Here is a 13,498-nt window from a genome sequence, read left to right as displayed (position 1 = left end):
CCCCGGACCGTCGTTCAGATAGACACCGTGACAAGGTGCTGCTGGTTTTTCAGGCCAACAAGGAGAAGGATTCGAACCTTCGACAATCAGATTACAAGTCTGATGCTCTACCGTCTGAGCTATCCGTGGTGCAGCAAAGGGACTCGAACCCCCGACCCCCGGACTTTTGGTCCGGTGCTCTTCCTCTGAGCTATGCCGCGCTTTCCGACCTCCGAAGCGGCGCCATACACAGGGAGGCAGAACCACCTGCGCGGGCGGAGCAAAAAGCTCCAGCCGTTGTGCTCGCTCCGGCTTTCGTGACCGGGAGCGCGCCTATAGACCCTGCGACGGGTTGTCGCAAGCGGCATTGTTGTGGCAATTTCACGGCTTCTTCGGGTGGTTGTATTTCGGCAACATCCGCCGGCGCTGTTCATGCGCAATCAGTTGAACACGATGCGCCCGAGCACATGCAGGCGCTCGCCATCGGGCCGCACGATGATCGCCTCGCCCTCTCTGGCTGAAACCCCGGCCAGTGCCTGAATATCTTCCGCATTGGTGACCATCACCAGATTGTCGGAGCCGGCGAAACCGGTGATCACATCCATGATCGCCTTCAGTTGCGCCGCCTTTTCCCGTTCGTCCTGCTTCGGCGGATCGAGTGGCTCGAAAATCTCCGGCTCAGCCTCGAAGGCGAGACGCGCCGTGTCCAGGCAGCGGCAGTAGCGGCTGGAGAGCACGCGCTCCACGGGTGCGGCGCGCGCCGCGAACAGCGCGCCGATTTTTCGCGCCTGCTGTTTTCCACGCTCCGAAAGATTGCGCTGGGTGGCGCATTTCTCGATGTCGAAATTGGCGGGTTCCGCCCCGCCGCCGGCCATCGCATGACGCAACAGCACAACATACCCACCCTCGCGCAGCAATGCCCAGCCGGCCTCCGTCGCGACCGCCGGCCCGGCAAACAGCAATAGCATCAGCGCGGCAAACAAACGAAGCATCCATCCTCCCAGTCCTGTTTCCCGATATAGGGACGTCAAAGCCTCTGCAAAAACAAGGCTCGCGGCCGGCCCGCCTGTTCGGGACCCCGGCGTTGCGATGCGCCGAAACCTCGCCTATCAAGGCCAAAGCCTTTTTCCCCGGCCGGTTCCGCGCCACGCTCCGCCCTCCGTTCACGAAAAAATGTCCCCGCTCATCGAAACCGTGCTGTTCATCTTCGGCCTCGTGGCGCTGGGCTACCTTGCCGGCGCCACCGGCTATCTCAAGATCCAGACCGGCGACGCGCTCTCGGAATTCGCCGTCGGCGTGGCGCTGCCGCTGCTTCTGTTCCGCACCATGGTGTCAGCCGATTTTCACGGCTCGGCGCCATGGGGGCTGTGGGGCGTCTATTTTTCGGCCGTCATCGTCGCCTGGACGGCGGGCCACCTGGTGACGACGCGCGTCTTCGGCCGCGATTCCAAGGCCGGCGTGGTTGGCGGAGTCTCCTCGGCTTTTTCCAATCTCGTGCTGCTCGGCATCCCTTTCACGCTGGGCGTGTTCGGACAGCAGGGCTTTGAGGAACTGTCGCTGCTGATCTCGATCCATCTGCCGACCATGTTGATGGCCTCGATCATCGTCTTCCAATTCGTCAGCCGGCGTGACGGCGAGCCCATGCATCCGCTGATCATCCTGCGCGATTTCCTGCGAAAGGTTTTCACCAACCCGCTCATCCTCGGCATTTTCGGCGGGCTTCTGTGGCGGCTGACCGGCCTCGACATGCCGGCCCTTGCGATGCGTTTTGTCGACGCGCTGGCGGGCATCGCAGCGCCGCTGGCGCTTTTCGCCATGGGGCTGGGGCTGAATAAATTCGGCATTTCCGGCAACGTCAGGCCGGCGCTGGCGCTCTCGGCGCTCAAATTGGTCCTGATGCCGGCGGCGGCCCTCGCATTTGTCTGGCTGGCCGGCCTGCCGCCGCTGACCGCCAAGATCGCAGTTGCCGCCGCGGCGCTGCCGTCCGGCATCAATTCGTACCTGATCGCTATGCAGTTCGGCACCGGCCAGGCGCTGGCCTCCAACCAGATGACCATCGCCACCGCGCTCGCCGCCGTCACCATGACGGCATGGATGGCGGTGCTGCAAATGGTGTTCGGCTAGCCCGGCCCCGCTCGCGACGCAATGCGGCGGCCGGCGGTCGATTATGCTTTCAGGGCGCCGGCCAGGCCTCTCGTCTGCTCCAGCTTGCTTCGGAAGTTGGCGCGATGCGGATCATGCTCCACGGCGCGCTCCAGGCACTTGATCGCCGCGCGCAGACTTTTCTTGCCCGCATAGATTCGGCCGAGCGCGTAATGAGAGAGGCCGAAGCCCGGCCATTGCGCCAGTATATCCTTGTGAAGGGCGACCGCGCCGGTCAGGTCGCCTGCCTTCTCGGTGGCGAGTGCCAGAAGCAGACGCGCCTCGCGCGAGTTCGAATGCAGCGCAATGGCCTGCCGCAAGACCGGGAGCGCTTGCTTGGCCTTGTGCCGTTGAAGCAACGCCTTACCGAGAAGCATCGTGGCAAATTCCGATGTCGGATAGATTTCGACAGCCTTGCGCGCCAGGCTTTCAAGATCATGCCAACGCTTCTCCTTGTCGGCGCAGTAGGCCGCATAGAGCGCTTCGGGAAATCCGGACCTAAGCCCCTCGCCGGCGTTGGAAACCTCGGGCAGCGGCCCATCATCCAGCAAGGCATCGAAAAGCGGGTCCAGTTTCCCGCGGTTGCGCAGGTGCGAAGGCGGCCCGTGTCCGACGCCGCGCAAGGTCACGGTTTCCACCATCGGCAGGTCGGCGATATGCGCCGCCGCCGCCAGGTCCACCGGCTCGCTCTCTCCCGCATAGACGACGATCCGCTGCTTGGCCTTCGCCACGAGCGGACGAAAATCGGAAAACTCGGGGACGAAATCCCGCACCATCAGGCTCTGGACATGGCCCCATGGGAAGTGGAGATGGGTTTCGAAGCCAAGAGCCAGCACGCGCGCCCCGAGCGGCACGCCGTAAATGAGGGCGCCGGACCCTCCCATCGACCCGCCGCACGTATAGATGTCGGTCGCGCCGAGCGCGTCAGCCCAGTTGCGGAATGCATCCACCGTCGCGCTGTAGGAATCCCCAAGTCCGGGGATGCCGTTGACATACCATTCGTTGCGGCCGTTGTTTACCAGGATGACGTTGGTGCCGATCCTTTGCCCCATGTTCCACCAGTGGAACTGGTTGTCCTGGACGCTTGACCCGGAAAAGAAGATAGCGAGCTTGTTCGAATCGCGAGGGATGACGCGATAACGCGGATGTTCGGTCGGTCCTGGCTTCTTTCGCATCTACGATTGACGAGTCCCTTGTCGTTTTCCGTGGTTCATACCGATGAAATGCAAATGAGGCTAGATCGTGTGACCGGCTGCTTTCTTGGCCGCTGGCGAGCCCCATGCCCGCCAGGCGTGGTGCGCCAAGCGGACGATTATCGCGCCGCCGCGGGTGTAGCCGCCACGTAAATTACACAGCTTTGCTGGCGACGCCTCGCATTGTTGTTAAAGTGCTGCATTCTGTCGCGTCGCCGTTTATTGAACGTGGAGGCTTTGACTGCCGGCTTGGAAAGCGGGTTGCAAAGCGGGAGGAAACGGCGGCGAAGTATCTGCATGCTGATCGTGATTCCAAAGACAATTGCAGCGGCACAGTGCCGGTTTTTCGAGGAGAAGGCCCAATGACGACGAGACGGAAAAGCTACCTCTGGACGGGCGTTTTGGCCGGCCTCGCGCTGGCCGGCTGCCAGGGCTCTCCCGGTACGGGCGCTTCCGCGGCGACGGGGCAGGTCGTGTCTGCGGGCCAGATGCCCGACTTCTGCCGGCAGCAGTTCGCCAATCAGACGGGCGTGAGCCTTGGGGAGATTTCGACCGACAATCCCGTCGCCGGGGCTGGCGGAACGACGATCAGGGGCTCTTGGACGTTGCCGAACGACGACGACACGGCAGGGACGTTTGAATGCCGTTTTGGACCCAATGGTGCATTTATCAGCGCAAACCAAATCTGAGCCGCCACGCTTGTCATGACCTTTCGGCGGGCGCTCCCGTGAGCCGCCCGCCGACGGGTGTTTTTTCCTTGCTTACTTTGCCATTGCCGCCCTTGCGGCTTCGATCTTCTCCTTCACGGAGTCGAGGTTGAAGCTGGCGCCTTTTTGCATCGGCGGGAATTCGATGGCTGTTTCAGCGAGCTTTGCCACTTCCTGCTGGACGAACACGAAGCGCCAGAACTGATACATGAACCATTCGTTGAAATATCCCTGCGCGCCGTCCAGGGTCCCATTGGCCGGCGTTCCCAGCCGTTCGAAGGGGTCGAGGCGCAGGTTGGTGATCGACGGCGCGTCGACGGCCTGCTTGGCGCCGAGCCAGCCGTCGGGTTGCTCGATGAACCGGTATTTGTAGTCGTCGATGCGCACCGCGCCCAACGTGCTCTCGCCGAAATAGAAGATTTCATGCCGGGCCGAGGGTCCCTTGCCCGTGAGCAGGGCCGTCTGGTCGTAGCCGTCGAGATGGTTCTTGTAGGTGCGGTCGCCGATCTTCTTGCCCTTCAGCAACTCCGCCTTGATGTTCGGATTGCCGGCGGCGGTCACGAAGGTCGGAAGCCAGTCGAGACCCGAGACGATGCCGTTCTCGACCTTGCCGGCTGGTATCTTGCCGGGCCAGCGGATGAAAGCCGGAACGCGGAACCCGCCTTCATAGATCGTTCCCTTCTGGCCCCGGAACGGCGTGTTGCCTCCATCCGGCCAGGTGAAGGTCTCGGTGCCGTTGTCGGTGGTGAACAGGACGATGGTGTTGTCGTCGACGCCCAAATCCTTGAGCTTCTGCATCACGAGGCCGACATCGTCGTCGAGCTGAGCCATGCCGGCTTCCTGCAGCGACCAGCCATTCTCGGAGTTGCGCATCGCCTCGTATTTCGGCGACAGGTGGGTTACGACGTGCATGCGCGTCGGGTTGAGCCACAGGAAGAAGGGCTTGTTGTCGGCCTTGGCTTTTTCCACGAACTTCAAGGCGAGGTCGCGAATCTCGTCGTCCACCGTTTCCATCCGCTTGGGATAAAGGGTCCCGGCGTCTTCGATCTTCTGCTTGCCCACCTTGCCCCAGCGCGGATCGACCGTCGGATCGTCGGTCGTCGTCGCCCAACTGTGCAGCATGTTGCGCGGCCCGACCTTGTCCAGCAGGTCCTGGGGGTAGTTGGGATGCGCGGGGTCTTCCATCGCGTCAAGGTGGTACAGGTAACCGAAGAACTCGTCGAAGCCGTGGACGGTGGGCAGGAACTCGTTGAGATCGCCAAGATGGTTCTTGCCGAACTGGCCGGTGGCGTAACCCATGTCCTTGAGGGCGGTCGCCAGCGTCATCGCTTCGGCGGGAATGCCTGTCGTGGCGCCCGCCTGGCCGACGGTCGTCATGCCGGTTCGGATCGGCAGCTCGCCGGTGATGAAGTTTGCGCGGCCCGCCGTGCAGCTCGCCTCGGCATAATAGTCGGTGAACAGCATGCCCTCGGCGGCGATCTTGTCGAGGTTGGGCGTCCGGCCGGCCATCATGCCGCGGTGGTAGGCGCCTATGTTCCACATGCCGATGTCGTCGCCCATGATGACGACGATGTTGGGTGGCTTGTCCTGGGCCTGCGCCGTGGCAAGGCCGCCAAAGGTCAAAGCAGTGCCGAGCAGTAAACTGCCTAAAACGCTACTGATCATTGGAAACCCCTCCCTGAGGTTTTTTCGGGTCGAGATCAGACAATTCTACTACGATTGCAGCATTGTCTCGTGGCCTGTGTTCGAGGCTGTCGACGACAATAGTCTATTCCCCAAGTAAGGAGGCCACCAGGGCTGTTTTGAGAAAAATAATATGACCCGTTTATTCAATTTTCGATCTAAATCAACAATTGAGACTAAGGATGGGCGCCTTAGGTCTGCCGCCAAATTTCCGGGGCCGGCTATCGCGCGATAGCCACGGGTTGGCGTGACTTCTGGGTTTGGCCATGCGTCGGTTTCTGGGCGTTTTCGCAGGATTGCCGGCGCCACATTGTCGCGGGGCATCGCTTGCAGATCCCATTTCCCAGCCGTGCCTGGCGGCTTCGTCTGTGTGGCCCTATTTCTCCAGGACGCGCGCCAATTGATCCCTTGCCGTTGGAGCGCTAAGACGGCGGCGCCATTCAGGACAGACGTCCTAGCAACCCGAACTCGTGCGTTCCGCCGGTGAACGCCCAGGGAGAGAAAAAAGATGCTCCAGAAGACCAGCCATTTCATGCGGCAGGCGAATTTCATCGGCGGCGAATGGGTGCAGGCGGATTCCGGCGCCACCGTCGATGTCACCAACCCGGCGACCGGGCTTGTCATCGGCACCGTGCCGAAGTCCGGCAAGGCGGAGACGCGCCGCGCCATCGAGGCGGCCGACGCGGCGTTCCAGTCCTGGAAGAAGACCTCTGTGCTGGAGCGCCACAAGCTTCTGCGCAAACTGCACGACGCGATCATGGACAACCAACAGCCCCTGGCGGAACTGCTCACCATGGAGCAGGGCAAGTCGCTCGCCGAGGCCAAGGGCGAGATCGGGATTTCCGCCGCTTACGTGCTGTGGTTCGCGGAAGAAGGCCGCCGCGTCTATGGCGACGTCGTGCCATCGCCGTGGGGCGACCGCCGCATCCTTGTCACCAAGGAGCCGACTGGGGTGATTGCCGCGATCACCCCGTGGAATTTCCCGTCCTCGATGCTGTCGCGAAAGATCGCGCCGGCGCTGGCTGCCGGTTGCACGGCGGTGATCAAGCCGGCCTCGCAGACGCCCTATTCGGGCCTGGCCTGGGGTGCGCTGTGCGAGGAAGCCGGCTTCCCCAAGGGCACGGTCAACATCGTAACCGGTTCCGCGGGCGAGATCGGCGACGAGATCTGCGCCAACCCGCTGATCAAGAAGATCACCTTCACCGGCTCGACCGAGGTCGGCAAGATGCTGATGGCCAAGGCCGCCTCGACGGTCAAGAAAGTGTCGATGGAACTCGGCGGCAATGCGCCGTTCCTGGTCTTCGACGACGCCGACATTTCGCGCGCCGTCGAGGGCGCGATGGTGGCGAAATACCGCAATTCCGGCCAGACCTGCGTGTGCACCAACCGCTTTTTCGTGCAGGCCGGCGTCTATGACGCCTTCGTCGAGAAGTTTTCGGAGGCCAGCAGCAAGCTGAAGATCGGAGCCGGTCTGGAGGAAGGCACGCAGCAGGGTCCGCTGATCGACGAAAAGGCGGTCGAGAAGGTCGAGGAGTTCGTCGCCGATGCGAAAGCCAAGGGCGGCAAGGTCGTCACCGGCGGCAAGCGCCATGCGCTCGGCGGCTCGTTCTTCGAGCCTACGGTCATTGCCGATGCCACGCCCGACATGATGTTCATGAAGGAAGAGATTTTTGGACCGGTCGCCCCGGTGTTCAAGTTCGAGACCGAGGAAGAGGGCATAAAGCTGGCCAATGACACCGAGTTCGGCCTTGCCTCCTATTTCTACACCGGCAGCCTCGGCCGCGCCTTCCGGGTCATGGAAGGCCTGAAATACGGCATGGTCGGCGTCAACGAAGGTCTGATCACCACGGTCGAGGCGCCGTTCGGCGGGGTAAAGGAATCCGGCATCGGTCGGGAGGGCGGCCACCAGGGCATCGAAGACTATCTCGACACCAAATATGTCTGCATCGGTGGTCTCGGCCTCTGATCACCGACAAAGGCGAGGCTGAAGGGGAGGCAGCGGCGCGATGGGTTCTGGTCAGGTTTTCGGCAACACCGCGACGGGCGAACCCGTCCGTCGCCTGATGATCGAGGGCGGCGGGCTGACGGCCAGCATATTGTCCTGGGGGGCCATCCTCCAGGACCTGCGCCTTGAGGGTCATGACGCACCGCTCACGCTCGGGTTCGAGCGCTTCGACGACTATCTGACGTTTCCCAACTATTTCGGCGCGGTCGTCGGCCGCCACGCCAACCGCATTCGCAACGGCCGCTTCAGCATCGACGGTAAAAACTACGCCGTCGATCCCGGGCATCCCGAAAAGCACGGGCTGCATGGCGGGCCCGACGGTTACGCGCGCCGCAACTGGACGATCGAGGATTCCGGCTCGGATTTCGTCACGCTCACGCTCGCCGACCCGGACGGCTCGATGGGTTTTCCGGGCAGGCTGGAGGCCCGCTGCACCTATCGGCTGAACGGGGAGGGCGCGCTGTCGCTCGAACTCACCGCGACCGCTGACCAGCCGACGCTTTGCAACCTTACCAGCCACGCCTATTTCAACCTCGACGACGGCGGCGAGACCGACACACGCGCTCACCGTCTGGCGGTCTTTGCCGATGCCTACCTGCCTGTCGACGAACAACTGATCCCGACCGGCGAGGTCCGGCCGGTCGCCGGGACCGAGTTCGATTTTCGTGAACTGCGTCCCATCCGTCCCATGCCGAAAGCCGATCTCGTCCGCTACGACAACAATTTTTGTCTTTCGGCAGCCCGGCGCGACTTGACCCTCGCCGCCCGCGCGCAGGGAGCGGCGTCAGGCGTAGAGATGGAAGTCTGGACGACGGAGCCGGGGGTGCAGTTCTACGCCGGCCATTATGTCGATCTTGAAGCGATCGGCCTCGGCGGCCGCCGCTACGGCCCATTCTCCAGCTTCTGCCTGGAAGCACAGACCTGGCCCGACTCCCCCAACCATCCACATTTTCCGCAGGCGGTCCTGCGACCCGGCGAGATCTATCGGCACGTAACGGAGTTCCGGTTCCGGCGGGGATAGACGAACGGTCGGTCTCGGATTCCGTCGAGACTAACGTCTCCGGACGATTTGGTATTTGATTGTTCCGTCCGTAAATTCCAGCCGTTCCAGCGGGACTTTTGTTCCGGCCGGAAGCGGCAGCAGGACCGAGTCGTGGACCATTATCGTTTCGGCGCTATGATCCAGTTTGACGATGAACCGCGTGCCGTGATCGGATAGTGCGGAGACGATTTCACCGGTCGGATACGTTGCCGTCACAGCTACACCGCGATCGTGGCTCCGATCCATGGCGTAGATCAGAAATATAACGCCTGCGAGGAGCAGGACTCCGACCAGGGGCTTCTTCAACCGATGCATCGAGCACGCCAATAAATTGTACCCGGCCCAGATGTAGGAAGCCCTCTCTTTGGATGCCATCCGTTCGTGTCCGATAAATCTTGGCTCGGCTGGCGAGATCTACGAACGCAAAGGAGTTCTGATCGAAGAAGCTGGTGGCGACGAACTCCGGGGCCGAAAAAACGCCTCCCCGCGACCCGCTGGCAGCGAAAACACCGGTGGCGTCACGTTCAAAAGGGATCCGCGTCAGCGCAAACGCAAATTTGTTCCGCGCTTTTTCGACAAGCCTTTGAACGAGCAGAATTTTCCGAACATGACGGAGACACCAGCTGCGGCAGGGGCTGCCCGCAATGGCAGGTCCCGAGACCGTCCTTGTCTCGACCGCCATGACGAATTACGTCTATAATTCAGTCGTTTGCCGCTATCCGTTGAATGCAGCCCGCAGCACGTCGAACGGCGCCAGCGCCCCGCGCACCTGGATGACCGCGCCGGCGACCCGATGTGCCCGGACGGACGCCTGCATCGGTGTGTCTCCTGCAAGCCTGGCGGCCAGATAGGCGCCGTTGAAACTATCGCCGGCCCCCGTCGTGTCGACCGGTTTTGCCACCGAACTCGCCGGCGACGGGTGCAGGAGATCGTCGTGCGCGATCAAGGCTTCGGCCTCGCCGTTCTTCACCACGATTTCGGAAACATCAAGATTTTTCAATCGTTTGGCGGTGCGTTCGGGCGTGCCGTCTCCGAACAGCATCTGCTCGTCGGGGAAGGTCGGCAGCGCGATGTCGGTGGTCGCCAGCGCCTCTGCGATCGCCTGCCGGGCAGCCCCGGCATCCGGCCAAAGCCGCGGGCGGTAGTTCGGATCGAAGGCGATAAGCGCGCCCTTGGCCCGCGCCGCCGCCAATCTGTCGAAAAGCACCCAGCGCGCTTCATTCGACAGAATTGCCAATGTAATTCCGGAAAAGTACACAAGTTCCCGGTTTTCAAGGCTTTTTTGCAAGGCTTCCGGGTCTTTCGCCAGTTGCCGCGCGGCCGCGTCGGAGCGCCAGTATGTGAAGGAACGCTCGGCGCCGGTCAGCGTGATCGCATAAAGCCCGGGCCGTGCTCCAGGGATGACCGGGCTTGCGGCGATGCCGATCCCGTTGTCGCGAAAGAACTCTATCTGCTTGATTGAAAAGGGATCGTCGCCGAAAGCCGAGATATAATCGGCCGGCTGACCGGCGTCGGTGAGCGCCCGCAGCGTCCATAGCGTGTTGAACGTGTCGCCTGCATAACCCATGCGCCACTGGTCACCGTCCTGGCCGGAAAGCTCCAGCATGCATTCGCCGACAGACGCAATTCCTCGAGCCAAGTCCGTCCTCCCAAGTCGCCGGAATTACTGACCTTTTGCCACTCCGCTTTGCCCTCGGCAACCCGGCGCGGGCCGCGGCTTCCCGTTTTGCCCACAAAGCCCTAAATTCGCCGCGAAACCGCCTTTGGAACAATTCCCATGCGCAAAATTCCCTGGGGGATGATCGTCGTCCCGATACTCGCCGTCATCGCCATCTTCTGCTTTGCCCAGATTTACCTGACGGCGCCACGGCACGACATTCCCGATGTCGCCCGCGCCAAGCGCACCGAGAACAAACGCTTCGTCGCCAGCATCGCGCCGGAAGGCGGCGAGCCGAAGGTTGGGCCGCTAAGTTCTTGGATTCTCACGGTGCGCTTCCCGAACGGCCATCCGGTGCGCGACGCTGCCATCTCGGTCGACGGTGGCATGCCCGACCACAGTCACGGGCTGCCGACGAAACCGACGGTCACGGCCGATCTTGGCGAGGGGCATTACCGTGTCGAGGGCCTGAAGTTCACCATGCCTGGCGTCTGGGTGCTGAAGTTCGACATTTCGATCAAGGGCGAGAAGGATGAGGCCGTGTTCAACGTTGTTCTCTAGAGTGTGCTCTGGATGAAGAACCATGTGCCGCCGCCTTGCCCTTCTGCTCGCATTCGGGTTTTTAGCGCTGCCTGCAGGCTGCGACGGGCCGGATTTCTCCGAGCCTGAGAAAGCGACCATCGCTTCGCTGTCGCTTTCCGCCTTGAAGCCGCTGCCGCCCGACCCGACCAACAAATATGCCGACAAGCCCGGTCCGGCTGCCTTCGGAGCAACGCTGTTCTTCGAGCAGCGGCTGTCACGCGACGGCAATGTCGCATGTTCGACCTGCCACATGATCGACCGGCAGTTCCAGGACGACCGTCCCTTCGGCGTCGGCGTCGGCGAATCGAACCGGCGCACCATGCCGCTGGCCGGTGTAGCCTACGGCCCGTGGTTCTTCTGGGATGGCCGCCGCGACAGCCTTTGGGCCCAGGCGCTGACGCCGCTCGAGGACCAGAACGAACATGCCGGCACACGCACGGCCTATGCGCATCTGATGGTGCGCGAATTCAAGACCCGCTACGAGCGCATTTTCGGGCCTTTGCCGGATGTTTCGGCGCTGCCGGCGTCGGCCGGGCCGCTCGGTACGGCGGCCGAGCAGGCGGCATGGGCGGCTATGGCTGCGGACCAACGCGAAAAAGTCGACACAGTCTTCGCCAATATCGGCAAGGCCATTGCCGCCTTCGAGCGCACGATCACGCATGCGCCGACCCGCTTCGACCGGTTTGCCAACGCCGTTGGAGCCGGACAGACGCCCGAGACGGATGCGGCCTTTTCGGACGAGGAGGCGCTTGGCCTGAAACTGTTCATCGGCAAGGCGCGCTGCTCGACCTGCCACAATGGCCCTCGCTTCACCGACGAGAGTTTCCACAACACCGGTGTGCCGCCGGTCGACAGCAAGCCTCCGGACCTTGGGCGCCAGACAGGCGTCAGTGAGGTGCTCGCCGACCCGTTCAACTGCTTCGGGCGCTTTCGTGATGGCGGTGAACAAGCCTGCGGCGAACTGCGGCATATCGTGCGGGATGGTCCGGAACTGCGCCGTGCCTACAAGACGCCGTCACTGCGCGGTGTCGCCGACCGTCCGCCCTACATGCATACCGGTCAATTCGCGACGCTGGAGGACGTGGTTGCTCACTATGCAGCCGCCCCGCGGCCGGTCGAGGGCACGTCGGAACTGCAGCCGTTGCGGCTTTCGGATCGCGAAAAGGCCGCTCTGGTGGCGTTTTTGCGGACGCTGTCGGAATAGCTGAGGAACACGCCGAACCAAGCAGGTTCGGCAATCCGCCCCAATGCCTTGAGGCCAAAGGATTGCCGGCATCGAAAGGTCTTTTTTGGCGTGGCTTGCGCCACGCCCGCTCAAGGCTTGGCGCGTTCGAAGATGAAAAGCACGTGACCCGAACCACTCGCGGTGTCAAAGGCGGCGGGCCGATCCGCATCGAGGTTCGCGGAATTGTCGCATATGCTCAGCGTGTCTTCATCGAATGCGTAGATGCCCTGCCAGGTGGCACCTGCTGCGCCGCCTTCGACGTTGACGAAATCGATGGAAGCGGGGTTAGCGGCTGGATCGATGCTGGTCGTGCCGGCAAAGATGATTTGCCCGCCGCTCGACTGGATCTGAAAGTTGGCGCCATCAAAGGTCAGCCGATGGCCGACCAAATTCTCCGCCGGCTTGCCTTCGGACAGGACCTTGGTAGCTACCCATGTGCCCTGCAGGGAATCGGCCGCACCAGCGAATCCCGTCAATCCAAAAGCCGCCACCGCGATTGCTAGCCGGAGCGACACTAGCAAGAAGCTACGTCGGTTGAGTTTCTTGAAATCGCGGCGCATGTCTAATCTCCTTTTTCGACGCCTCGTTCGGCTGAAGCGATGCCGTGGATAGCTATTACGACGCCAACCGTGGCTGCTGCTAGTTGACGCATACCGGCTCCCGCAGGGCGTCCCTACGCGCGCGCCATCTACCGGTCCTTCACCGTCTCCATTGCCACGAATGTCGAGGTCTGCGCGACATGCGGCAGGGCGGAGATGCGTTCGCCGAGCACGCGGCGGTAGGCCGCGATATCGCGGGTGCGGACTTTCAGCAGATAGTCGAAGCTCGCCGCCATCATGTGGCACTGCTCGATCTCCGGCACCGCCTGGACCGCACGGTTGAATTCGGCGAGCGCCAGTGAGCGTGTGTCTGACAGTTTGACCTGCACGAAGGCGACATGGCCTTCGCCCATGCGCTCGCGATCGATGACGGCCGAGTAGCCGCGAATAAAGCCGTCCTTTTCGAGCCGCCGTACCCGCGCCTGCACCGGCGTCTTGGACAGGCCGACCACTGCCGCCAATTCGCTGGACGACAGCCGCGCGTCGCGCGACAGGGCCGCAAGAATGTTTCGGTCGATGCGATCCAATTGATCCATGAAAGCCTTATTTAAAGTCCATTCGCTTATTTGATGGCTCAAAGGCTAGCGCGTTTGACCCACTAGAGCCACCAATTTGGTGCGTGGAAAAATCTGCGTCATGATAGCTGTGCATCCTGTCTCCAATTTCATCGTCCGCCACCCATGG

14 protein-coding genes and 2 tRNA genes are annotated in these 13,498 nt (G+C 62.3%); 7 read left to right on the top strand and 9 right to left on the bottom strand.

Features of this window, described 5'->3' with window-relative positions:
- Window positions 1-56: 56 nt before the first annotated feature.
- The 3 genes from ABMA59_RS03705 to ABMA59_RS03695 all read right to left on the bottom strand — a co-directional run bounded on the left by ABMA59_RS03705 (window position 57) and on the right by ABMA59_RS03695 (window position 971).
- Window positions 57-129 (bottom strand) — tRNA-Thr (locus tag ABMA59_RS03705).
- A tRNA-Phe gene (locus ABMA59_RS03700) sits at window positions 127-199 on the bottom strand. The genes ABMA59_RS03705 and ABMA59_RS03700 overlap by 3 nt, the downstream gene beginning before the upstream one ends.
- A 220-nt stretch (window positions 200-419) precedes the next feature.
- The gene (locus ABMA59_RS03695; RefSeq protein ID WP_349003963.1) at window positions 420-971 is read right to left on the bottom strand and encodes a histidine phosphatase family protein; all 552 of its coding nucleotides are present in this window, start codon (window positions 969-971) and stop codon (window positions 420-422) included.
- Window positions 972-1,152: 181 nt separating this feature from the next.
- Here ABMA59_RS03695 and ABMA59_RS03690 point away from each other — a divergent pair, with 181 nt between their 5' ends.
- Window positions 1,153-2,103 (top strand): AEC family transporter, encoded by a 951-nt coding sequence (locus ABMA59_RS03690; protein ID WP_349003962.1) that lies wholly within the window; start codon window positions 1,153-1,155, stop codon window positions 2,101-2,103.
- 41 nt (window positions 2,104-2,144) lie between these two features.
- Here ABMA59_RS03690 and ABMA59_RS03685 read toward each other — a convergent pair whose 3' ends face one another.
- Window positions 2,145-3,296 carry a tetratricopeptide repeat protein gene (locus ABMA59_RS03685; RefSeq protein ID WP_349003961.1) on the bottom strand — a complete coding sequence of 384 codons (1,152 nt, stop codon included), beginning with the start codon at window positions 3,294-3,296 and terminating at the stop codon, window positions 2,145-2,147.
- Window positions 3,297-3,478: 182 nt separating this feature from the next.
- Between ABMA59_RS03685 and ABMA59_RS03680 the strand changes: the two genes are divergently transcribed.
- The gene (locus ABMA59_RS03680) at window positions 3,479-4,003 is read left to right on the top strand and encodes a hypothetical protein (protein WP_349003960.1); all 525 of its coding nucleotides are present in this window, start codon (window positions 3,479-3,481) and stop codon (window positions 4,001-4,003) included.
- A 72-nt stretch (window positions 4,004-4,075) separates the two neighbouring features.
- Here ABMA59_RS03680 and ABMA59_RS03675 read toward each other — a convergent pair whose 3' ends face one another.
- Complete coding sequence (locus tag ABMA59_RS03675; RefSeq protein ID WP_349003959.1) at window positions 4,076-5,686, bottom strand: arylsulfatase; 1,611 nt, start codon at window positions 5,684-5,686, stop codon at window positions 4,076-4,078.
- A 526-nt stretch (window positions 5,687-6,212) separates the two neighbouring features.
- On the opposite strand from ABMA59_RS03675, the gene ABMA59_RS03670 reads away from it, so the two are divergent.
- Window positions 6,213-7,670 (top strand): NAD-dependent succinate-semialdehyde dehydrogenase, encoded by a 1,458-nt coding sequence (locus tag ABMA59_RS03670; RefSeq protein WP_349003958.1) that lies wholly within the window; start codon window positions 6,213-6,215, stop codon window positions 7,668-7,670.
- 40 nt (window positions 7,671-7,710) lie between these two features.
- Window positions 7,711-8,730 carry an aldose epimerase family protein gene (locus tag ABMA59_RS03665; RefSeq protein WP_349003957.1) on the top strand — a complete coding sequence of 340 codons (1,020 nt, stop codon included), beginning with the start codon at window positions 7,711-7,713 and terminating at the stop codon, window positions 8,728-8,730.
- A gap of 30 nt (window positions 8,731-8,760) precedes the next feature.
- Here the strand turns inward: ABMA59_RS03665 and ABMA59_RS03660 are convergent, their stop codons facing one another.
- Complete coding sequence (locus ABMA59_RS03660; protein WP_349003956.1) at window positions 8,761-9,126, bottom strand: hypothetical protein; 366 nt, start codon at window positions 9,124-9,126, stop codon at window positions 8,761-8,763.
- Between ABMA59_RS03660 and ABMA59_RS03655 the strand changes: the two genes are divergently transcribed.
- Window positions 9,116-9,451 carry a hypothetical protein gene (locus ABMA59_RS03655; RefSeq protein WP_349003955.1) on the top strand — a complete coding sequence of 112 codons (336 nt, stop codon included), beginning with the start codon at window positions 9,116-9,118 and terminating at the stop codon, window positions 9,449-9,451. The two genes, ABMA59_RS03660 and ABMA59_RS03655, sit on opposite strands and share 11 nt — an antisense overlap.
- Before the next feature lie 15 nt (window positions 9,452-9,466).
- Here ABMA59_RS03655 and ABMA59_RS03650 read toward each other — a convergent pair whose 3' ends face one another.
- Window positions 9,467-10,390: a sugar kinase gene (locus tag ABMA59_RS03650; protein ID WP_349003954.1), complete on the bottom strand. Its 924-nt coding sequence runs from the start codon at window positions 10,388-10,390 to the stop codon at window positions 9,467-9,469.
- 138 nt (window positions 10,391-10,528) lie between these two features.
- Here ABMA59_RS03650 and ABMA59_RS03645 point away from each other — a divergent pair, with 138 nt between their 5' ends.
- On the top strand, window positions 10,529-10,969 hold the full coding sequence (locus ABMA59_RS03645; RefSeq protein WP_349003953.1) for a FixH family protein: 441 nt from the start codon (window positions 10,529-10,531) through the stop codon (window positions 10,967-10,969).
- Between the two features lie 22 nt (window positions 10,970-10,991).
- A complete protein-coding gene (locus ABMA59_RS03640; protein WP_349003952.1) occupies window positions 10,992-12,194 on the top strand; it encodes a cytochrome-c peroxidase in 1,203 nt (400 codons plus the stop codon).
- Window positions 12,195-12,304: 110 nt separating this feature from the next.
- On the opposite strand, the gene ABMA59_RS03635 is transcribed toward ABMA59_RS03640, so the two are convergent.
- Both ABMA59_RS03635 and ABMA59_RS03630 read right to left on the bottom strand, forming a co-directional pair.
- A complete protein-coding gene (locus ABMA59_RS03635; protein WP_349003951.1) occupies window positions 12,305-12,775 on the bottom strand; it encodes a TIGR03067 domain-containing protein in 471 nt (156 codons plus the stop codon).
- A 128-nt stretch (window positions 12,776-12,903) separates the two neighbouring features.
- A complete protein-coding gene (locus ABMA59_RS03630) occupies window positions 12,904-13,350 on the bottom strand; it encodes an Lrp/AsnC family transcriptional regulator (protein WP_349003950.1) in 447 nt (148 codons plus the stop codon).
- Between the last annotated feature and the right edge of the window lie 148 nt (window positions 13,351-13,498).

The sequence above is a fragment of the Mesorhizobium yinganensis genome, from assembly GCF_040081985.1.
GTDB lineage: Bacteria > Pseudomonadota > Alphaproteobacteria > Rhizobiales > Rhizobiaceae > Kumtagia > Kumtagia yinganensis.
Note: the sequence above shows the minus strand (reverse complement) of the source record. Positions and strands in the feature narration are given on the sequence as shown.